General features: G+C 60.0%; 19 protein-coding genes and 1 riboswitch. Of the genes, 12 read left to right on the top strand and 7 right to left on the bottom strand.

Translation table 11 applies throughout. The features are described from left to right. Positions 1–4 precede the first annotated feature (4 nt). From pcaD to ROLI_RS15700, 4 genes are read right to left on the bottom strand one after another with little or no spacing between them, the layout of a single operon-like run. Complete coding sequence (gene pcaD, locus ROLI_RS15715) at positions 5–793, bottom strand: 3-oxoadipate enol-lactonase (RefSeq protein ID WP_187429433.1); 789 nt, start codon at positions 791–793, stop codon at positions 5–7. Next, entirely contained in the window at positions 790–1,791 is a 1,002-nt protein-coding gene (locus tag ROLI_RS15710; RefSeq protein WP_187429432.1) for a threonine/serine dehydratase, read from the bottom strand. The genes pcaD and ROLI_RS15710 overlap by 4 nt, the downstream gene beginning before the upstream one ends. Continuing rightward, positions 1,788–2,612 carry an alpha/beta fold hydrolase gene (locus tag ROLI_RS15705; protein ID WP_187429431.1) on the bottom strand — a complete coding sequence of 275 codons (825 nt, stop codon included), beginning with the start codon at positions 2,610–2,612 and terminating at the stop codon, positions 1,788–1,790. The genes ROLI_RS15710 and ROLI_RS15705 overlap by 4 nt, the downstream gene beginning before the upstream one ends. Continuing rightward, a complete protein-coding gene (locus ROLI_RS15700; RefSeq protein WP_187429430.1) occupies positions 2,612–3,298 on the bottom strand; it encodes a haloacid dehalogenase type II in 687 nt (228 codons plus the stop codon). The genes ROLI_RS15705 and ROLI_RS15700 overlap by 1 nt, the downstream gene beginning before the upstream one ends. A 184-nt stretch (positions 3,299–3,482) precedes the next feature. Between ROLI_RS15700 and ROLI_RS15695 the strand changes: the two genes are divergently transcribed. Continuing rightward, entirely contained in the window at positions 3,483–3,911 is a 429-nt protein-coding gene (locus ROLI_RS15695; RefSeq protein WP_187429429.1) for a peptidylprolyl isomerase, read from the top strand. Positions 3,912–4,340: 429 nt separating this feature from the next. On the opposite strand, the gene ROLI_RS15690 is transcribed toward ROLI_RS15695, so the two are convergent. Genes ROLI_RS15690 through fabA form a run of 3 tightly spaced genes read right to left on the bottom strand, consistent with a single transcriptional unit; the run spans position 4,341 to position 6,918 of the window. Beyond that, entirely contained in the window at positions 4,341–5,132 is a 792-nt protein-coding gene (locus tag ROLI_RS15690) for an enoyl-ACP reductase (protein WP_187429427.1), read from the bottom strand. A gap of 10 nt (positions 5,133–5,142) precedes the next feature. Then, positions 5,143–6,372 carry a beta-ketoacyl-ACP synthase I gene (gene fabB, locus ROLI_RS15685; RefSeq protein ID WP_187429426.1) on the bottom strand — a complete coding sequence of 410 codons (1,230 nt, stop codon included), beginning with the start codon at positions 6,370–6,372 and terminating at the stop codon, positions 5,143–5,145. 36 nt (positions 6,373–6,408) lie between these two features. Beyond that, a complete protein-coding gene (gene fabA, locus ROLI_RS15680) occupies positions 6,409–6,918 on the bottom strand; it encodes a bifunctional 3-hydroxydecanoyl-ACP dehydratase/trans-2-decenoyl-ACP isomerase (RefSeq protein ID WP_187429425.1) in 510 nt (169 codons plus the stop codon). 205 nt (positions 6,919–7,123) lie between these two features. On the opposite strand from fabA, the gene irr reads away from it, so the two are divergent. The 11 genes from irr (at position 7,124) to ROLI_RS15625 (ending at position 18,857) form a co-directional block, all read left to right on the top strand. Next, a complete protein-coding gene (irr, locus tag ROLI_RS15675; RefSeq protein ID WP_187429424.1) occupies positions 7,124–7,543 on the top strand; it encodes a Fur family transcriptional regulator Irr in 420 nt (139 codons plus the stop codon). A gap of 916 nt (positions 7,544–8,459) precedes the next feature. Further along, complete coding sequence (gene miaB / locus ROLI_RS15670; RefSeq protein ID WP_187429423.1) at positions 8,460–9,785, top strand: tRNA (N6-isopentenyl adenosine(37)-C2)-methylthiotransferase MiaB; 1,326 nt, start codon at positions 8,460–8,462, stop codon at positions 9,783–9,785. A 182-nt stretch (positions 9,786–9,967) separates the two neighbouring features. Beyond that, positions 9,968–10,984 carry a PhoH family protein gene (locus ROLI_RS15665; protein WP_187429422.1) on the top strand — a complete coding sequence of 339 codons (1,017 nt, stop codon included), beginning with the start codon at positions 9,968–9,970 and terminating at the stop codon, positions 10,982–10,984. A gap of 15 nt (positions 10,985–10,999) precedes the next feature. Beyond that, positions 11,000–11,497, top strand: coding sequence for an rRNA maturation RNase YbeY (ybeY, locus tag ROLI_RS15660; RefSeq protein ID WP_187429421.1), 498 nt, complete (start codon positions 11,000–11,002; stop codon positions 11,495–11,497). A gap of 37 nt (positions 11,498–11,534) precedes the next feature. Then, the gene (locus ROLI_RS15655) at positions 11,535–12,431 is read left to right on the top strand and encodes a CBS domain-containing protein (RefSeq protein ID WP_187429420.1); all 897 of its coding nucleotides are present in this window, start codon (positions 11,535–11,537) and stop codon (positions 12,429–12,431) included. After that, complete coding sequence (gene lnt, locus ROLI_RS15650; protein ID WP_187429419.1) at positions 12,431–13,969, top strand: apolipoprotein N-acyltransferase; 1,539 nt, start codon at positions 12,431–12,433, stop codon at positions 13,967–13,969. Before ROLI_RS15655 ends, lnt begins: the two co-directional genes overlap by 1 nt. 35 nt (positions 13,970–14,004) lie before the next feature. Then, positions 14,005–14,053: riboswitch (SAM-SAH riboswitch) on the top strand. A 4-nt stretch (positions 14,054–14,057) separates the two neighbouring features. After that, positions 14,058–15,239: a methionine adenosyltransferase gene (gene metK, locus ROLI_RS15645; protein WP_187429483.1), complete on the top strand. Its 1,182-nt coding sequence runs from the start codon at positions 14,058–14,060 to the stop codon at positions 15,237–15,239. 177 nt (positions 15,240–15,416) lie between these two features. Beyond that, positions 15,417–16,118 (top strand): tRNA (guanosine(46)-N7)-methyltransferase TrmB, encoded by a 702-nt coding sequence (gene trmB, locus ROLI_RS15640; protein ID WP_187429418.1) that lies wholly within the window; start codon positions 15,417–15,419, stop codon positions 16,116–16,118. Between the two features lie 78 nt (positions 16,119–16,196). After that, positions 16,197–17,540, top strand: coding sequence for a 3-phosphoshikimate 1-carboxyvinyltransferase (aroA, locus tag ROLI_RS15635; RefSeq protein WP_187429417.1), 1,344 nt, complete (start codon positions 16,197–16,199; stop codon positions 17,538–17,540). 6 nt (positions 17,541–17,546) lie between these two features. Beyond that, positions 17,547–18,158: a d(CMP) kinase gene (locus ROLI_RS15630; RefSeq protein ID WP_187429482.1), complete on the top strand. Its 612-nt coding sequence runs from the start codon at positions 17,547–17,549 to the stop codon at positions 18,156–18,158. Positions 18,159–18,311: 153 nt separating this feature from the next. Further along, a complete protein-coding gene (locus ROLI_RS15625) occupies positions 18,312–18,857 on the top strand; it encodes a hypothetical protein (protein ID WP_187429416.1) in 546 nt (181 codons plus the stop codon). Positions 18,858–19,322 lie beyond the last annotated feature (465 nt).

Here is a 19,322-nt window from a genome sequence, read left to right as displayed (position 1 = left end):
GGGCTTAGACATGACCGACCTCCCTGAGGAACCGCGTCAGGATATCGGCGTATTCTTCGGGCTGTTCGACGCAGGGCAAATGCCCGGCCTTGCGGATCACGTGAAACTGGCTGCCGGGGATTAAATCGATGGTTTCGCGCACCAGATCGGGCGGGGTGGAGCCGTCCTCGGCACCGGCGATGCCAAGCGTGGGCAGGCGCAGGCTGGCCGTGGTGGCATAGAAATCCGTGCCGGAAATCGCCGCCGAACAGCCCATATAGCCCTGATCCTCCTGTCGGGTCAGCATATTGCGCCACAGTTCCAGTTCCGGCGTGGCGCGGAACCCTTTGGAAAACCAGCGTTCCATGACCGCATCGGCAAGGCTCTCGATACCACCGCTTTGCACGCCCGCAATGCGATCCTGCCAGATCTCGGGCGTGCCGATCTTGGCGGCGGTGTTGGAGAGCACCATCGCGCGGATCATATCGAGCCGTTTGACAGCGAGGCCCTGTGCGATCATGCCCCCAATGGAGAGCCCAACGAAAACGCAGTCCTTGACGCCAAGATGATCCAAAAGCGCCTCGGTATCCGTCACCAACGCGCCCATGGAATAGGGGCTCGGCGGGCAGGTCGACAGCCCGTGCCCGCGTTTGTCAAAGCGGATAAGGCGCAGCCCCTCGGGCAGATGGGGCATGATCGGGTCCCACAGGCGCAGGTCGGTGCCCAGCGAATTGGCGAAGACCACGGGTGCACCATCATCCGGCCCGTCCACGCGGTAATGCAGCCTGACGTCTCCGAGATCGAGCAGTTTCACGCGACGTCTCCTTGTTGGGTTGCCGGGTCGGTGGATTTCAAGGCTTGATGGAACACAGCGGCGTCAACATTGCCACCCGATATCGTGACGATAACGTCTTCGCCCTTGATATCCGCACAATGGAAAAGCGCGGCGGCAAGGGCAACGGCCCCGCCGGGTTCCGCCACAAGTTTCAACCGGTTGAAGGCCTGTGCGACCGCCATAAGCGCCTCATTTTCGCTTACGACCATTCCCGGACCCGCCAGCCGTTTGAGGATCGGAAAGGTCAAATCCCCCGGTTGCGGCGTGATGATCGCGTCACACAGGCTGCCCGACAGGCTGGCGTTGCGCTCGATCTTGCCCGATCTGAGCGAGCGTGCCACATCGTCAAAGCCTTCGGGTTCAGCCGGGCGCATGCGCAGGCCCGGCGCGTCGGCTTCCAGTGCCAGCGCGATACCAGAGGAGAACCCACCGCCGCCACAACACACGATGACATCGGCTTGGCGCACGCCGACCTCAGCCGCCTGTGCGGCGATTTCAAGACCCGTGGTGCCTTGTCCTGCTATGACTTGCGGATCATCAAAGGGTTTGATCAAGGTCAGACCGCGTTCGGCGACAATTTGCGCTCCGATGGCATCGCGGTCTTCGCCCGCCGCGCGATCATAAAGCACGACCTCTGCGCCGAGGCTGCGGGTGTTGTCGATTTTCACCTTTGGCGCGTCTTGCGGCATGATGATTACGGCGGAAGTGCTATGTTTCCGGGCGGCCAGCGCCACGCCCTGTGCGTGATTGCCGCTGGAAAAGGCGATGACACCGCGCGCAAGGGCATCCTTAGGCAGAGCGGAAACTGCCGACCACGCGCCGCGAAATTTGAAGCTGCCGGTATGTTGCAGACATTCCGGTTTGATCCAGACCCGACGGCCTGCGATGTCATCCAGAAACGGCGAAGAGAGTAGGGGCGTGCGCCTGGCGTGACCTTGCAAGCGCAGAGCGGCGGCGCGGATCATTTCAATATTCATGACAGCTTTTTAACCCATGTTTGCAATGCCGCAACGGCTTCAGGTTCATCCAGAAACGGGATGTGGCCGCGATTGGGGACGGTGACGCTGATCATATCTGGTCTGCGGCGTTCCATTTCGGCCAGCGTCTGAGCACTCAGCAGATCAGAGTTCTCCCCCCGAATACAGGCCAGCGGCAACCCCTCAAGCGCATCGAAATAGGGCCACAGATCCGGTGCCGCCTGTGCACCCAGGGCCTCAATGGCATCGCGCAGTTTGGGGTCATAGGTGATCTCCAACCCGCTTGGTGTTGCGCGAAAATGCTTTTGCGCTTCTTCCATCCAGCGCGACATCGGCACGCCCACAAACCCGCCATAGGCCCGTTGCATGGCAAGCGCGGCATCGGCATGGGTTTTTGCCGCCGGATTACGCCCCAGATAGCCCGCAATGAAGGACAACCCTTCGGGATCAATCAGCGGCCCGATGTCATTCAGCGCGACCCCGAGCAGGCGGTCCTTTGCGCCCGCCGCCAGACCCATCGCATTCAGCCCCCCGCGCGAGGTGCCGATGATGGCGACCTGTCCAAGGCCAAGGTGGTCAAGCAGTTCGATCACATCGCGACATTCCACGGGCAGGGCGTAATTCTGCCACGTTGGGTCCCAATCCGAGGCCCCACGCCCGCGATAATCCATCTTGATCAGACGGACATCGGGCAAAAACGGTGTCATGTAATCGAAATCCGCGGTGGTTCGGGTCAGGCCCGCAAGGCAGAGCACCGGGACGCCGTCGCCGCTTTGCGTATAATGCAGGTTCAGCCCGTCGGAGGTGGTGAAATGCGCCATCAAAGCCCCGCCAGTTCTGGTATGCCCGTCAGGTCGGGCAGAATATGCGCAGGCCGCCAGGGTAAACGGTCCACCGGATCGCCTGCGCGGTTGACCCAGGCCGAGGTGAAGCCATAGCCTGTCGCACAGGCCGCATCCCAACCATTTGAGGACACAAACAGGACCTCGCTTTTTGCGCAGCCAAACCGCTTGCTCACCAGGTCATAGACCCGCGCATCGGGTTTGAACACGCCCACGCTTTCCACTGAGAGCGTGTCCTCCAGCAGGTCCTGAATGCCTGCCGATGAGACGGCACCGCCCAACATATCGGGCGATCCATTTGAGAGTATCGCCGTCGCCATGCCGCCCGCTTTGAGACGCCTGAGCATATCGGGCACCTCCGCGTAGCTTTGCAATTCCCAATAAAGTGCGAGCAGGCGTTCGCGCAGCGCCGCATCCCCATCCAGCCCGGTTTTTTCCAGCGCCCAGTCGAGACCTTCTTGCGTCACATCCCAGAAATCGCCATGGGCATGGGTAACGGCGCGCAGCCAGGTGTATTGCAACTGTTTTTGACGCCAATGTTCGGCAAGCAGGGGCCATGTACCGGCGAGATCGGGGAAATCCGGCTCCGAGGCGGCCTGACGCGCGGCGGCTGCTACATCGAACAGGGTGCCGTAGGCGTCAAAGACACAGGTGGTGATGGGCATGGGGGTGCTCCGCTATCCAGATCAAGGGCGAGACTGTCACGCCACAGCGCGCGCGAAAAGGGCCAAATGCGTGGTTTTTGGCTTTACTCACGCAGGCAGCGCAGGCACGATGGGGCCATCTCAGGAGAACCCGCGCAGGACCGTGGCCTCCCACATCCATTTTCAAGACATGATCGGAGTTTCAATGACCGAAGTGAAATCGGGCGATACCGTTGGCATTCACTATACCGGAACCCTGCTGGATGGCACCAAATTCGACAGCTCCGAAGGGCGTGATCCGCTGGAATTCGAAGTGGGCGCGGGGCATATCATCCCCGGATTGGAGGTCGCGTTACCGGGCATGAAGGTTGGTGACAAAAAGACCGTGCAGGTGCCTTGCGATCAGGCCTATGGCCCGATCAATCCCGAAATGCGCCAGGCCGTCCCGCGCGAAGGCATCCCGGCGGAAGTGCCGCTGGATATAGGCACATCATTGAACGTGCAGACCCCGGATGGTCAGGCCATGCAGGTGATGGTCGTTGCGCTGGATGAGGCGACGGTCACGATTGATGCCAATCACGCCCTGGCCGGGCAGGATCTGATCTTTGATATCGAATTGATGTCGATTGCCTGAGCCAGGCGGGGCCGGTTCGTTATCTGTCTATGTCGGTGGCCGAGAATGACGGTGTTGAAGCGAATAATTGCGCGTTTTCAATATCAAAGGCGGCCGCTGCTACTAGATTGGCACCGGGATGCGCTCTAGCGCTTTGGCCAGTGGCGCGCTGCTGCGCGGCGTTTGCAACTGCCGCTGGCGCAGCCTTCAGGGCTTGGGAAAGTCTCGGCTGGAGGGCCGGGTCTGACCAAAGGGCGGCGGACATCAGCATTGCGGTCAAAAACATCAGCACGCGCCCGGCTGAGCGCGCAAGCTTGGCGCGCTGGCGATACCGCATTTGACGCAGGCTCCGGGGATCAGCAAAATACTCCATGACCCGATGCTGCAACGCGATTGTGGCGAAACCATGGCGAAATTACGCCGTAAGGTGGGCTTTCAGGCCACCTTTGGTTATATGTTCTCGCCCTGCGGCATGCCCAAAACATGATAGCCGCCGTCCACACGGATGATCTCGCCCGTCGTGCAGGCCCCGGCGTCCGAGGCCAGATAAACAGCTGTCCCCCCCACCGCCGCCAACGTGGCGTTGGAACGTAACGGTGCGTTCTGATCCGTGTGCTTATAGGTCTTGCGGGCGCCCCCAATGGCCGCGCCCGCCAGTGTCTTCATGGGGCCGGGTGAAATCGCGTTGACGCGAATACCCTCCGGTCCAAGATCATTGGCAAGATACCGCGTCGCACTTTCGAGGGCGGCCTTGGCCACGCCCATGACGTTGTAATTCGGCACCACCGTATTGCTGCCCTGATAGGTCAGCGTCATCAAGGTTCCGCCCTTCTCCACCATCATCGGATGCGCACGGCGCGCAACTTCGACAAAGGAATAGGCGCTGATGTCCATGGTTTGTTTAAAGTTCGCCCGGCTGGTGTTCAGGAACCGCCCTGTCAACTCATTCTTGTCCGAAAATGCAATGGCGTGCACGACAAAATCAAGCGTCTCCCACCGCGCGTTCAATTGCTCGAAAGCCGCGTCCAGAGAGGCATCATCGGTTACATCCACATCGACCATGAAGTCCGAGCCGACCGATGCCGCAAGCGGGGCAAGGCGCGACCCAAAAGCCTCGCCCTGATAGGTAAATGCCAGCTCGGCTCCGGCCTCTGCCATCGCTTTGGCGATCCCCCAGGCGATGGAGCGTTCATTGGCCACGCCCATGATCAGCCCGCGTTTCCCGTCGAGTAATCCCGTCATGCCTGCCCTCTTATTTCAGATATTTCGACAGGATCATGGACCCGTTTGTGCCCCCGAACCCAAATGAATTCGTCATGACAGAATCGAGCCCGGCATTGTCAACCCGCTCCAGCGCGATCTCGCTCGCATCCAGCGCGGGGTCTAATTCCGTCACATTGATCGATTTGGTGATGAAATCATTGTCCAGCATCAGCAGGCTGAAAATGGCCTCCAAGGCACCGGCAGCACCCTGCGCGTGACCGGTCATGGATTTGGTCGAGCTGACGGGTGGTGTCGCGCCTTTGCCAAACACACGGCGGACCGCTTCGATCTCGCCAACATCGCCCACCGGCGTCGATGTGCCATGGGCGTTGATATAGCCGACTTTGCGCCCCTCGGGCAGCGTGGAAAGCGCCAATCGCATGGCACGCTCGCCCCCTTCGCCAGAGGGGGCGACCATGTCATGCCCGTCTGATGTGGCCGCATAGCCGGTGACTTCGGCGTATATCCTGGCTCCGCGCGCCAAAGCATGGTCGAGGTCTTCCAGCACCACAATCCCGCCGCCGCCCGATATAACAAACCCGTCCCGGTTCGCGTCAAAAGCGCGGCTCGCGGTTTCCGGAGCGTCGTTATATTTGCTGCTCATCGCGCCCATGGCGTCAAACAGACAGGACAGCGTCCAGTCCAATTCCTCGCCACCGCCTGCGAACATCACGTCCTGTTTGCCCATCATGATCTGTTCTGCGGCATTGCCGATGCAGTGCAGCGAGGTCGAACAGGCCGAGGTGATCGAATAATTGATGCCCTTGATTTTATAGGCCGTACTGAGGTTTGCGCTGACCGTCGAGGACATACATTTGGGCACGGCAAAGGGGCCGATGCGTTTGGTTGCGCCAGTGTTTTTCACGACATCATGCGCGGTGAGCATCGCACTTGTGGAGGGGCCACCGGAGCCTGCCACCAGCCCGGTGCGCGGGTTTGAAATCATCGCTTCATCCAGCCCGGCATCGGCAATAGCCTGACCCATGGCGATATGCGCATAGGCGGCACCGGGCCCCATGAAACGCAGGGTGCGTTTGTCGATATGTTCGGAGACGTCAATCTTGAGCGTACCGGCGACGCGACTGCGAAAGCCATGCTCTGCCATTTCCGGGCTGGCAACGATGCCGCTTGTTCCGGCCTTCAGAGACGCCAGAACGTCCTCAGCGTTATTCCCGATGGATGAGACGATTCCCAATCCCGTCACGACAACACGGCGCATGGCGCTCTCCTTCATTCTTCCTGATCCCGATCGGTATCAATTTTCCGACAGGGCGACCTTCATATCCGTGACCTGATAGATGGTTTCGCCATCCGCCTCCACCCGGCCATTGGCGACACCCATTGTCAAGCGCCGGGTCTGGATGGCCTTGGTAAAATCCACGTAATAGGTGAGCATTTTGCGATCCGGGCGCACCATGCCGGTGAGCTTCACCTCACCCACCCCAAGCGCATATCCGCGCCCCTGCCAGCCGCGCCACCCCAGGTTGAAGCCGGTGAGCTGCCAGAGGCCATCAAGGCCAAGACAGCCGGGCATAATCGGATTGCCCGGAAAGTGGCAGTCAAAAAACCACAGATCCGGCTGGATATCGAATTCCGCAACGACGTGGCCTTTTTCATGCAGGCCGCGGTCTTCGGAAATATCCGTAATCCGGTCCATCATCAGCATTGGAGGCTCGGGCAGCTGCGCATTGCCAGGGCCGAAAAGCTCCCCGCGGGCACATTTCAGCAGGTCTTCCTTGTCGAAACTGGTCGGGTAATTGGCCATGGCGGCACGTCTCCTGCTCGGCTGTCTTTGTTGCTGAACCCCTCTAACATCGGGTTTACAGGCTCTGCAAGAGTGGTGAGGTTTCAGGCAACGCGCGCCAGCCATATAAGAGCGTGACCGGGCGATCGAACTAATTCTCCATAAATAATTGAAAACGACTCGCAATAGGCCCTATATAGAGAGCTAAGATGTTTAAGAGGACGTCATGACACGCGCGCAACAAGATATCGGGGCCTCCTGGCTCGCCACGGCCGGGCTGCGGCCTACTCGCCAGCGGTTGACCCTTGCGACTTTGCTGATCGGTGATGGGCAGGATCGCCATGTGACAGCGGAAAGCCTGTTCGCTTCGGCTAAAAAGCAGGGCGAGACTGTGTCCTTGGCGACGGTCTATAACACCTTGAGGGCGTTTTGCGAGGCTGGCTTGATGCAGGAGGTGACGGTGGATGGATCAAAGAGCTACTTTGATACGAACACCCATGATCACCCGCATTTCTTTTGGGAAGATGAAGCGAAGCTGACGGACGCCCCCTCAGATCAATTGGTCATTGCGCGAATCCCGGATGCGCCGGAAGGTGCCGAAATCGCCTCTGTGGATGTTGTCATCCGTTTGCGTCGCAAGACCTGAGGGATGGTGGACTGAAGTCCACCTTACGGCGCCTCATGCGTGCGTTGCGTTCTATCAAGTAGAGTGGTCCGATTGACGCCCTGACCTTTTTCTCGGTGCGTAGTTTACCACTGACCGGTCGGTATGGCGCGAAGCCCGCTGGCTTTGGGTGGGCTGAGCTCTGTCAATTGAAGGCAGGGCGCGCGCTTGTAACACAGCGTCAAAACCACTGTGCCGGTGCGATCAGGCGCGCCTGCCGTTTGAAAGGCACGCAATTGGGCAAGCGGACGGTCACTATCGTCCCTGCGCTACAAGGAGAAGACCGCAAGGCCTTTGGCGCTGCGAAAAGACATAGATCCGCGGTGATGTTGTGAGATCATGGGCAGGCGAAAATGTTACATTCCTGTTACGAAAAACGATGGTCTGCCTGAAGGGTTACGCGGCGTTTGCCATGAGAATGGGCGATACGGTTCATTTTCATGCCCCATAAAGAACCTGCTTCTCAAACCGCCATCGCAGGTGCCCAAAGGGGTCGAGTTGGCGGTTTTTAGACAAAATTCACGCGCCTCGCCTTCGCGCGCGCAGGATGTTCCGTCTGATCCAGATGCGCATGTTTCAGGGATACCACATAAGGGTGCGATGCGAGATCGTCGGGCAGGTCGAAAACTGGCGCATGAAGGCGCAGACAGTGGCATACCCGAGGGGGTGGCGATGGCGCAGCGTCGAGACAAATTTGCACCGTCTTCGATAAGCACAATCGCCACGGAGCCTTTCGCATTTTCACGCGGTGTTTCATCACCAGATCTTTTCAGGTTTTTGGTGCCGGATCAGGTTCGCCGCGCTCAGGGATAAACCGTGCCGGGTCAATGCGGCGTTGATTGCAACAGCTCACCAGGGCTGGTAAGCAACGCGCCAACCTCACTGATGCGGATGTCCCATGACCACGCCCAAGAAACTATTCATCAAGACCTATGGCTGCCAGATGAACGTTTATGACAGCGAACGCATGGCGGAATCGCTGGGCGGGCAGGGGTATGTCGAGACCAGCAACGCCGAAGAGGCGGATATGATCCTGCTCAACACCTGCCATATTCGCGAAAAGGCCGCCGAGAAGGTCTACTCCGAACTTGGGCGACTCAAGGGGTTCAAAACGCATAATCCGGAGCTCAAAATCGGGGTCACGGGATGCGTGGCGCAGGCGGAAGGCGCAGAGATCATGCGCCGTCAGCCCGCCGTCGATCTGGTCGTGGGGCCGCAATCCTATCACCGCCTGCCGCAGATGGAGGCGCGTGTGCGTGCCGGGCACACAGCGCTGGATACGGATTTCCCGGCAGAGGATAAATTCGAGGCGCTCAAGGGGCGCAAGGGCCCTGCGCGCGCGCCGTCGGCTTTTTTGACGGTGCAAGAGGGGTGCGATAAATTCTGCGCCTTTTGTGTTGTGCCATACACGCGCGGTGCGGAAGCAAGCCGCCCTGTGGCACGCGTGCTGGAGGAAGCCCGCCAGCTGGTGGAGCGCGGCGTGCGCGAAATCACGCTGCTGGGGCAGAACGTCAACGCCTATCACGGCGCGGGTCTGGATGGATCCGATCAGAGCCTGGCGCAGTTGATATGGGCCTTGAACGACATCGACGGTCTGGAACGTATCCGTTTCACCACCTCCCACCCCAATGACATGTCCGATGATCTGATCGAGGCGCATGGCACTTGCGAAAAACTGATGCCCTATCTGCATTTACCCGTGCAATCGGGCTCGGACCGTATTCTTAAACGCATGAACCGCAGCCATACTGCCGAAAGCTATTTGCGGGTCATCGAACGTATCAGAGCGGCGCGCCCGGATATCGTGATGTCGGGAGATTTCATCGTCGGCTTCCCCGAAGAGACCGAAGCCGATTTTCAAGCCACGCTCGATCTGATCGAAGCGGTGAATTACGGCTATGCCTATTCGTTTAAGTATTCCACCCGCCCCGGAACACCTGCCGCTGAACGGGCGCAGGTTGCAGGCGATGAAGCGGATGAGCGCTTGCAGCGCATTCAGGCGCTGATCACCCGCCAGCAGCAGGCGATCCAAAACGCCATGGTCGGTCGGGATCTGCGCGTTCTGGTCGAAAAAATCGGGCGCAAACCAGGACAGATGGTCGGCAAATCCGAATACCTCCACGCGGTTCATATCGAAAATTCCGATGCGGCCATCGGTGATATCGTGCGGGTCAAGGCGACAGAGGCCAAGCGCAACTCGCTTTCGGCTGTGAAACGGAGCTAGGCGGCGCGTCAGTCTCGATCGGATCGGCCAGAGTAAACGGGCGACCGGGTCAGGGTTTTGTGCAGGCTTGGCCCTTTCCCGCCTAATATTGTTTCAGTTATGTGATTTTCGCGTTGTTGTGCTTGCGCTGGCCTGTCGGAATTGGCACCGTCCCTCAACCCCTGATGCTTAAGGAACAGTGATTGGCCCCCAGCGATCAAAGCCCGACAGACACATTGACCGCCGCACCGGGCGGCACGGTTGAATTTCCCGACAACAGGTTGTTGATCGACCTATGTGGTGCCTATGACGCCAACCTCGCGCAGATCGAAAAGGCGTTGGAGGTGCAGATCGTGCGGCGGGGCAACCAATTGGTTGTGATGGGCGAGCCTCATGCCCAGACCGATGCCATGCGCGTTCTGCATGCGCTTTATGCGCGGCTCGAAGGTGGGCGGGTGGTCGAATCAGCGGATGTGGACCGCGAATTGCGCATGGGTCCGTTTGAAGAGACCACCGGACCGCAGGACGGCGACCAGCTTGAAATGCCCATCGGTTCCCGGATCGAAATCCAGACCCGCAAAAAGAGCGTGGAGCCGCGCACGGATGCGCAAAAAGCCTATGTGCAATCGTTGTTCCAGAACGAGCTGGCCTTTGGCATCGGTCCTGCCGGGACGGGCAAAACCTATCTGGCCGTGGCCGTCGGCGTGTCAATGTTTCTGACGGGGCAGGTCGATAAGATCATCCTGTCGCGCCCGGCGGTGGAGGCGGGCGAGCGTCTGGGCTTTTTACCCGGTGACATGAAAGACAAGGTCGATCCCTACATGCAGCCGCTTTATGATGCTTTGGGCGATTTCCTGCCGGGCAAGCAATTGGCGCGATTGTTCGAGGAAAAGCAGATCGAAATCGCCCCGCTGGCGTTTATGCGGGGGCGCACCCTGTCCAATGCCTTTGTCGTGCTCGATGAGGCGCAGAACGCGACTTCCATGCAGATGAAGATGTTCCTGACCCGGCTCGGGGAGGGTTCGCGCATGGTCATTACCGGGGACCGCACACAGGTGGATCTGCCGCGCGGGGTGTCCTCGGGGCTTGCCGATGCTGAACGACTGCTCAAGACGATCCCGAAGATCAGTTTCAACTATTTCACCTCCAAGGACGTGGTGCGTCATCCGCTGGTGGCGGCGATCATCGAGGCCTATGAGGCGGAAACGCCCCCGGGCTGATGTGGCGATGCGCGCATGTTAGATGTCCTGATTAAAGCGCCGGGCTGGCGTGAGGTGGCGGTTGAGGCGCTCGCCGCGCAAGCGGTGATGCATACCCTCGCGTATTTGGATTTACCCTTTGAGGACACGGAAATATCGCTGCTCGCTTGTGATGATGCGCGTATCGCGGTGCTGAATGCGGATTTTCGCGGCAAGCAGAGTGCCACGAACGTGCTCAGCTGGCCCGCGACGGAACTGTCCTGTGAGCACGAAGGTCAGCCGCCCCATCGTCCCGAACCTGATGTCGAGGGGTTCTATGAGTTGGGCGATATTGCCATCGCCTATGAAACCTGTGCGCGCGAAGCGGTGGAACTGGGAAGAACGCTGGAGGCGCATTTTACCCATCTGATTGTTCACGGAACGTTACATCTTTTGGGCTATGACCACGTCCGTGACTGCGATGCCACGCTGATGCAGGCATTGGAAATCGAAATACTTGGCAAAATGGGTCTGGATGATCCATATAGGGTTTGATCGGTGATCTCGCCGAGCCATTCTAGAACAGGACTCAATGGGCGACAATGACGGACAGTCTGACGCAGCGCAGCGCGCGCATGTGGAGGCAGACACAACACCAGACCCGGAACCCTCAAGGCCGGGCGGATTTTTCAGTAGGGTCATCGGGGCGCTGAGCCCATCGGATGCGGATACATCGGACCTCGTCCTCACGACGCCTCAGGCGCGACCCAGCACGCATGGCATGATCAACCTGCGCCGTATGCGTGTCGAGGATGTCTCGATTCCCAAGGCGGATATCACAGCGGTTGCGGCGACGGCGCCTCTGGATGAAGTCGTCGCAATTTTCAAGGAGAGCGGTCTGACCAGATTGCCCGCCTATGACGGCACGCTGGATACGCCCATCGGGTTCTTGCACCTGAAAGACCTTGCGCTGACCCATGGGTTCAACGGGGACACCCACGAATTTGACATGCGCGCCATGCTGCGCCCGCTACTGTTCGTGCCGCCCTCCATGACGATTGGCATCCTGCTCACCAAAATGCAGGCGGAGCGGCGCCATATGGCGCTGGTCATTGACGAATATGGCGGCGTGGACGGGCTTGTGACCATTGAGGACCTGATCGAACAGGTCATCGGTGAGATCGAAGACGAACATGACGTCGATGAGGGGCTCTATTGGACCGAAGAAAAACCGGGCTGTTACGTCGCATTGGCCAAAACGCCGCTGGATGCCTTCGAGGCTGAAATCGGGCAATCGCTGACGGATCATGATGAGGTCGATGAAGAAGAAATCGACACGCTGGGTGGTCTCGTTTTCATGCTGTCGGGCCGGGTGCCGGCGCGCGGCGAGGTGGTCGTGCATCCCGACGGTCCCGAGTTCGAAGTGCTCGATGCTGACCCCCGTAGCATCAAGAGGCTGCGTGTGCGTACTGCCGCTCCGCTCCCCTAATGCGCAAACGCGCGTCAGGCCACAGAGGGCCCGCACAGGGGTATGCGGGCCTGTCGCGCCTGAACCGCCTCGGTGTGGCGGCTTTGCTCGGGGCCTTTGCATCCCTGGGCCAGGCCCCGTTTGATCAACCGATCTTCATGGTGGTGGGTTTTTCGCTCGCGTTTATTGTGTTGCGGGGCGAGACGCGAGGACGCGATGCGGCGCTGATGGGGGGCGCGCTTGGCGTGGGGTATTTCGGTGTCGCGCTGTTCTGGATCATGGAGCCGTTTCAGATTGATCCTGACAGGCATGCCTGGATGGCCCCTTTTGCGCTGATCCTGATGAGCGCGGGCATGGCGCTTTTCTGGGGTGGTGCGTTCTGGTTGGCGCGCCTGTTGTCGCGCGACACCTGGCCTCTCATACTGACATGGACCGCCGCCGAGGTGTTGCGCGCTTATCTATTCACCGGGTTTCCATGGGCCAGCCCGGCCCAGGCGCTGGTGTCCGGTACCGCCGGTCAGGGGCTGGCGTTGGTGGGGCCGCATGGCATGACCCTGTGGCTGATGTCACTGTGCTGGGCGCTCTCCAGTGTCGCGGGACGCTGGCGGCACGGTCTGGTTTTGACCGGTAAGGTCGTGCTTTTCTGTACTGCAGCGATCCTGCTTTATCTGCCGCCTTTGGCACCTGCGGCAACGCTCACGGCGCATTGGGTCCGGCTGGTTCAGCCAAACGCGGCGCAGCATTTGAAATGGCAGCCGGATTTCGCACTGACCTTTTTTGAGCGGCAATTGGACTTCACCGCAGCCCCGATCAAGGCGGGCACGCCTGCGCCGGTCCTCACGATCTGGCCCGAAACGGCCATTCCCTGGACATTGGATCAGGCCGAACCCGCCCTCGCGCAGATCGCCGCCGTGGCGCAGGGCCAGCCCGTCGTTCTGGGCCTCTTGCGGCGCGCGGATGAGGGCTTGTTTAACGCGCTCGCGGTGCTGGACGCTGTGGGCAACCCCGCGCAGATCTATGACAAGCATCACCTCGTGCCTTTTGGCGAATACATTCCCTTTGGCCGCCTGCTTGGCCGTTTCGGGATCACCGGACTGGCCCAGACATCAGCCATCGGGTTCGCCAGCGGGCAGGGCCCACGTCTGCTCGACTTCGGACCTTTGGGCAAGGGGCTGCCCCTGATCTGCTATGAGGCGGTTTTTGCACATGGCGTGGCGGGCACCGACACCCGCCCCGACTTTCTGCTGCAAATTACCAATGACGCCTGGTTCGGGCAGAACGCAGGCCCGCAGCAGCACCTGGCGCAAGCCCGGATGCGTGCCATTGAACAAGGTCTGCCGTTCATGCGGGCGGCAAATACGGGCATTTCTGCAATGATTGACCCGCAGGGGCGCATCCTTGCCAGCCTGCCCATGGACAGGGCCGGGTTTCTGGATGCGCCGTTACCTGTGGCAGCTCCACCAACGCCCTATAGCAGGTTCGGGGATATCCCGGTCTTTATTTTGCTGTTCCTGGGGATCGTGGCTGCCGCAGTAACGCGACATCGCCAAAAAAATTAATTGTAAGTTAACCACATGGGACGTATGCAAGCTCGAATCTGCCACAACGGCTTCCTGACGTGGCATGTCTTTTTCACTGGAGCGTTTCATGTCTCGTAAGAACTACACTTTCACCTCGGAATCCGTTTCTGAGGGGCACCCGGATAAAGTCTGTGACCGCATTTCGGACGCTGTGCTGGATGCCTTTCTCGCCGAAGAACCCGAAGCGCGGGTTGCCGCGGAGACCTTTGCCACGACCAACCGGGTCGTGATCGGTGGCGAAGTCGGGCTTTCTGACAAGGACACGCTCAAGGATTACATGGGCCGTATCGAAGAAATCGCGCGGGACTGCATCAAGGATATCGGCTATGAGCAGGATAAATTTCACCACGCGACCTGCGAGATCACGAATCTGTTGCACGAGCAATCTGCCCATATCGCCCAGGGCGTCGATGCCAGCGGTAACAAGGATGAGGGCGCGGGCGATCAGGGGATCATGTTCGGTTTTGCCACCCGCGAAACGCCGGAATTGATGCCCGCACCGATCCATTACGCCCATGCGATGCTGCGCCGTCTGGCCGAAGTGCGCAAGGATGGCACCGAACCGACCCTGCGCCCGGATGCCAAGAGCCAGCTTTCCGTGCGCTATGAGGACGGCAAGCCGGTGGGTGTGTCCTCGATCGTGCTGTCCACACAGCATGCGGATGAAAGCCAGACCTCACAGGACATCCGGGACATCGTGGAGCCCTATATCCGCGAAGTTCTGCCTGAAGGCTGGATCAGCGCGGACACCGAATGGTGGGTGAACCCGACCGGGACTTTTGTGATTGGCGGGCCGGATGGGGATGCAGGGCTGACCGGGCGCAAGATCATTGTGGACACCTATGGCGGTGCCGCACCCCACGGCGGGGGCGCGTTTTCGGGCAAAGATCCGACCAAGGTGGACCGTTCCGCGGCCTATGTCGCGCGGTATCTGGCAAAAAATGTGGTGGCCTCGGGCATGGCTGAGAAATGCACGATCCAGCTGAGTTACGCGATTGGCGTCAGCAAGCCCCTGTCGATTTATTGCGATACCTTCGGGACGGGCGAAGTGGATGACGGCGCTATTGAGGTCGCAATCGGCAAGATTATTGACCTGACGCCGCGCGGTATTCGCGAACATCTGCACCTCAACAAGCCGATCTATGCGCGCACCGCTGCTTATGGCCATTTCGGCCGGGCGCCCGAAGCGGATGGCGGTTTCAGCTGGGAAAAAACCGATTTGGTCGAGGCGCTCAAAGGCGCCGTCTAAGGGCTTTGACGCCGACGGCCTCAAGGCGTTCGTATGCGGCGTGTTGGCTTTCAGCCGGTGCTTCTGTGGTGCCTGCCTACAGGGATTAGGTCCCGTGCACTCCGGCCGGTGGCATTTGCGTCAAAAATGCCACTGCGCGGCGTTGCAGCCCCTGCAAGACCGGGTTAAACGCCCGATATGTCACAGCCACAACGCCCACATCGCAATTTCTATGGCCGCTTGAAGGGAAAAACCCTCAAGCAGTCCCAAAAAGGCTATATCGAAGAAGATCTCGCGGCGCTCTCGCCCGGTGCGGTGGATTGGGGTGACAACCCCGATCGCGCCCCGCTGGATCTGAGCGGGCTTTTTGATGGCAAGCCGGTCTGGCTTGAGATCGGTTTTGGTGGCGGCGAGCATCTGGTGCATCAGGCAGCGGCCAATCCGCAAGTCGGGATCATCGGCGCGGAACCCTATATCAACGGTGTGGCGATGCTCTTGGGCAAAATCAGGCGTGCGGATGTTACTAACCTCGCGGTGTACCCCGGTGATGCGCGCGATCTTTTTGACGTGCTGCCGGAGAATTCCATCGACCGCGCGTTTTTGCTTTACCCCGACCCCTGGCCCAAAACGCGGCACCATCGTCGTCGGTTTGTGACTGCGGAGCACCTTGAACCCTTGGCCCAGAAGTTGAAAACCGGTGCGATTTTCCGCGTGGCCACGGATATTGAGGATTATGTACGCCAGACGCTCGTAGAGGTGCCAAAGCATGGCTTTGAATGGCTGGCTGAGCGCGCGCAGGACTGGCGCGACCCCTGGGATGACTGGATTTCCACGCGCTATGAGCAAAAGGCGCTGCGCGAAGGGCGCAGGCCCCATTACCTGACCTTCGCCAAGACCTGAGCCTGCCGCTTAGGGGCTGGACCCTTGGGAGCCTAGCCGCTAAGCCTCGCGCTGTATTTGATCCAGTCGAGGAACCACATGTCCAGCCACGGCGCGCCTATCCCGATGACCTCAAGCCCATGTGGCGCATTGTCCGGCACTGCCGAGGTGCCGGGCGATAAATCCATTTCGCACCGCTCCTTGATTCTGGGCGCATTAAGCGTCGGGAAAACCGAAATCAGCGGCCTGCTCGAAGGGCAGGATGTGCTCGATACCGCCAAAGCCATGCGCGCTTTCGGGGCCGAGGTCACGGATCACGGGAACGGCAATTGGTCCGTGCACGGCGTCGGCGTCGGCGGCTTTGCCGAGCCTGAGAACGTGATCGATTGTGGCAACTCAGGCACCGGCGTGCGCCTGATCATGGGCGCGATGGCGACCTCCCCGATCTCTGCGACCTTCACGGGCGATGCCTCGCTCAATGGCCGCCCGATGGCGCGGGTCACGGACCCATTGGCGCTTTTTGGCACGCAATCCCATGGCCGGGCAGGAGGGCGTTTGCCTATGACGATTGTCGGCGCGGCGGAGCCGGTGCCGGTCGAATATACCGTACCGGTGCCCTCTGCGCAGGTCAAATCAGCCGTCTTGCTGGCCGGTCTGAACGCACCAGGTAAAACCGTCGTGATCGAGGCTGAGGCGACGCGCGATCACACCGAACGCATGCTCGCAGGCTTTGGCGCGGAGATCACCGTTGAGCAAACCGAGGCGGGGCGGGTTATCACCCTGACCGGACAACCCGAGCTTAAACCGCAGAAGATTGATGTGCCGCGGGATCCTTCCTCTGCGGCTTTTCCGGTCTGTGCGGCGCTGATCGTGCCGGGCTCGGACGTGCTGGTGCCGGGCATCGGACTCAATCCGACGCGGGCGGGGCTTTACACCACGCTGCGCGAGATGGGCGCAGACCTCACCTATGAAAACGAGCGGACCGAGGGGGGCGAGCCGGTTGCCGATCTGCGCGCGCGCTTCTCCCCGAACCTCAAGGGCATCGAAGTGCCGCCCGCCCGCGCCGCCAGCATGATCGACGAATACCCGGTGCTTTCGGTTGTCGCCGCTTTTGCCAAGGGGCAAACCGTGATGCGCGGCGTCAAGGAGTTGCGCGTCAAGGAAAGCGACCGGATTGATGCAATGGCCACGGGGCTGCGCGCCAATGGGATCACTGTCGAGGATGGGCCGGATTGGTGGACGGTTACGGGGCTTGGACATGGCAATGTCCCCGGCGGGGCGACCTGCGCCAGCCATCTCGATCACCGCATTGCCATGTCCTTTCTGATCCTCGGGATGGCCGCGCAAAACCCGGTCAGCGTGGATGACGGCGGGCCGATTGCCACGTCGTTCCCGATCTTTGAGCCCCTCATGACGGCTCTGGGCGCGCAGCTGGAGCGTTGAATGAATATGACCGAACCCTTCACCATCGCGGTTGACGGCCCCGCGGCGGCGGGCAAGGGGACGATCTCCAAGGCCGTTGCGGAACATTTCGGCTTTGCGCACCTTGATACCGGCTTGTTGTACCGCGCTGTTGGTGCAAAATACCTGTTGGGTATGGACCCGGCAGCGGCGGCAAGGGCGCTGACGGCTGGCGATATTGAGGGCTCAAACCTGCGCGGTCCTGAGGTTGCACAGGCCGCCAGCAAAGTCGCGGTGGTCTCCGAGGTGCGGGCGGCCTTGCTGGATTTCCAGCGCAGTTTTGCGCGCCGCGCCGGGGGGGCCGTTCTGGACGGGCGCGACATTGGGACCGTGATTTGCCCGCAAGCGGAGGCCAAGCTGTTTATCACCGCGCGTGCTGAGGTTCGTGCGCAGCGCCGGTTCAGCGAATTGGTAGCCTCCGGCTCTATGACAAGCCCTGAACAGGTGCTTGCCGATGTCAGGGAACGTGATGCGCGCGATCAGAACCGCGCGGAATCCCCCTTGAAACCGGCGCCGGATGCCATGGTGATAGATACCTCTGATATGAGCATAAAAGAGGCGATCCATGCCGCAATTGCCGCCGTCAGGTCGCGGCGCTGATCTTTGGCAAGCAAGCGTTGCGCGCAAGGGGCCGCCGCCCGGAAACAACCGATGTGCACCGCGTAATGTTGCAAAGCGATCACCAAAGGGTGCGTGGCGTTTGAGCCGAACCCTGTCTAGCCTTGTGGCAATTCAATTGCGAAAGGTATTGCCATGACCCGTTTTATTTTGACGCTTGTCCTTGTCGGTTTTGCAACGCTCAGTCTGGCCCAGGAGGGTGATGCACCCGACATTTTGCCGCAGGGCGAACCTCCTATGACCCTCCAGCGGCTGGCTGATATCATCCGGGTCATCGATGCGGATGCCAGAGCGCAGGGCGCGGCCATCGAATTTACCGTTCAGGATATCCCCATCGTTGTGATCGCTGATCCGCGTGCGGATCGGATGCGGGCGATGGTGCCGATCAGATCGGCCGAAGATTTGGAACAGGCGGATCTGCTGCGCATGATGCAGGCCAATTTCGATTCCGCCCTGGACGCGCGCTATGCTGTGGCCAAGGGCCGGGTGTGGGGCGTTTTCATCCACCCCCTGTCATCGCTTGAACAGGATCAGTTTTTGTCGGCTGTCGCCCAGATCGTGAACGTTACGCGCACCTATGGGCAGAGCTATTCGGGGGGCGCGCAGGTTTTTGGCGGAGGAGACAGCAACGGTATTTACCAAGACCTCTTGGAGGATCTGCGTAAAGGTCAGGCGCTTTGAAGCGGTTCTGAGCAACCGGGTGAAATTGCCGCCGATGTGTTCGCTGGGGGATCGAAAGCTATCCTGCGCGCGCAGTAGGATTTGCGAGGCGCAGGACGCTTGGCTGAGCGCTAGGACAAAGATACCCAGGCGACCTCGCGGCGCGACCCAAAGTGCCAAGCCCATTTGGCGCATCAGGGATGGGTCAGGTGGCCTTAGAGGCCTCTAAGCGCCTGATCATTTGGGCCTGTTTTAGGGGTAATGGATCAAATGCACGCTACCGCTTGATTGTTGTCAGGGAGTGCTGGATGCGCGCGTTTATCATAGGCCATCTATACTGATAAGCCGCTGGCCGCAGTCGCTGGTCTGGTCGATGCGCCATGGGAGATTGCAGACACCACTGCCTTTTATGAACAAGCTAATGAGGGCATACTCAAGAAACGCGGCCCTTATAAGACACCTGATATTCCAGAGCGTGGCTCCACA

This window comes from Roseobacter fucihabitans, from assembly GCF_014337925.2.
GTDB lineage: Bacteria > Pseudomonadota > Alphaproteobacteria > Rhodobacterales > Rhodobacteraceae > Roseobacter > Roseobacter fucihabitans.
This window is presented reverse-complemented; position numbering and strand designations above follow the sequence as displayed.

Excerpts from the sequence above, each read along its gene's own strand:
- ROLI_RS15710 (WP_187429432.1), bottom strand. The coding sequence starts at position 1,791 with ATGAATATTGAAATGATCCGCGCCGCCGCTCTGCGCTTGCAAGGTCAC.
- ROLI_RS15705 (WP_187429431.1), bottom strand. The coding sequence starts at position 2,612 with ATGGCGCATTTCACCACCTCCGACGGGCTGAACCTGCATTATACGCAA.
- ROLI_RS15700 (WP_187429430.1), bottom strand. The coding sequence starts at position 3,298 with ATGCCCATCACCACCTGTGTCTTTGACGCCTACGGCACCCTGTTCGAT.
- ROLI_RS15695 (WP_187429429.1), top strand. The coding sequence starts at position 3,483 with ATGACCGAAGTGAAATCGGGCGATACCGTTGGCATTCACTATACCGGA.
- ROLI_RS15690 (WP_187429427.1), bottom strand. The coding sequence starts at position 5,132 with ATGACGGGATTACTCGACGGGAAACGCGGGCTGATCATGGGCGTGGCC.
- fabB (WP_187429426.1), bottom strand. The coding sequence starts at position 6,372 with ATGCGCCGTGTTGTCGTGACGGGATTGGGAATCGTCTCATCCATCGGG.
- fabA (WP_187429425.1), bottom strand. The coding sequence starts at position 6,918 with ATGGCCAATTACCCGACCAGTTTCGACAAGGAAGACCTGCTGAAATGT.
- irr (WP_187429424.1), top strand. The coding sequence starts at position 7,124 with ATGACACGCGCGCAACAAGATATCGGGGCCTCCTGGCTCGCCACGGCC.
- miaB (WP_187429423.1), top strand. The coding sequence starts at position 8,460 with ATGACCACGCCCAAGAAACTATTCATCAAGACCTATGGCTGCCAGATG.
- ybeY (WP_187429421.1), top strand. The coding sequence starts at position 11,000 with ATGTTAGATGTCCTGATTAAAGCGCCGGGCTGGCGTGAGGTGGCGGTT.
- ROLI_RS15655 (WP_187429420.1), top strand. The coding sequence starts at position 11,535 with ATGGGCGACAATGACGGACAGTCTGACGCAGCGCAGCGCGCGCATGTG.
- lnt (WP_187429419.1), top strand. The coding sequence starts at position 12,431 with ATGCGCAAACGCGCGTCAGGCCACAGAGGGCCCGCACAGGGGTATGCG.
- metK (WP_187429483.1), top strand. The coding sequence starts at position 14,058 with ATGTCTCGTAAGAACTACACTTTCACCTCGGAATCCGTTTCTGAGGGG.
- trmB (WP_187429418.1), top strand. The coding sequence starts at position 15,417 with ATGTCACAGCCACAACGCCCACATCGCAATTTCTATGGCCGCTTGAAG.
- aroA (WP_187429417.1), top strand. The coding sequence starts at position 16,197 with ATGTCCAGCCACGGCGCGCCTATCCCGATGACCTCAAGCCCATGTGGC.
- ROLI_RS15630 (WP_187429482.1), top strand. The coding sequence starts at position 17,547 with ATGACCGAACCCTTCACCATCGCGGTTGACGGCCCCGCGGCGGCGGGC.
- ROLI_RS15625 (WP_187429416.1), top strand. The coding sequence starts at position 18,312 with ATGACCCGTTTTATTTTGACGCTTGTCCTTGTCGGTTTTGCAACGCTC.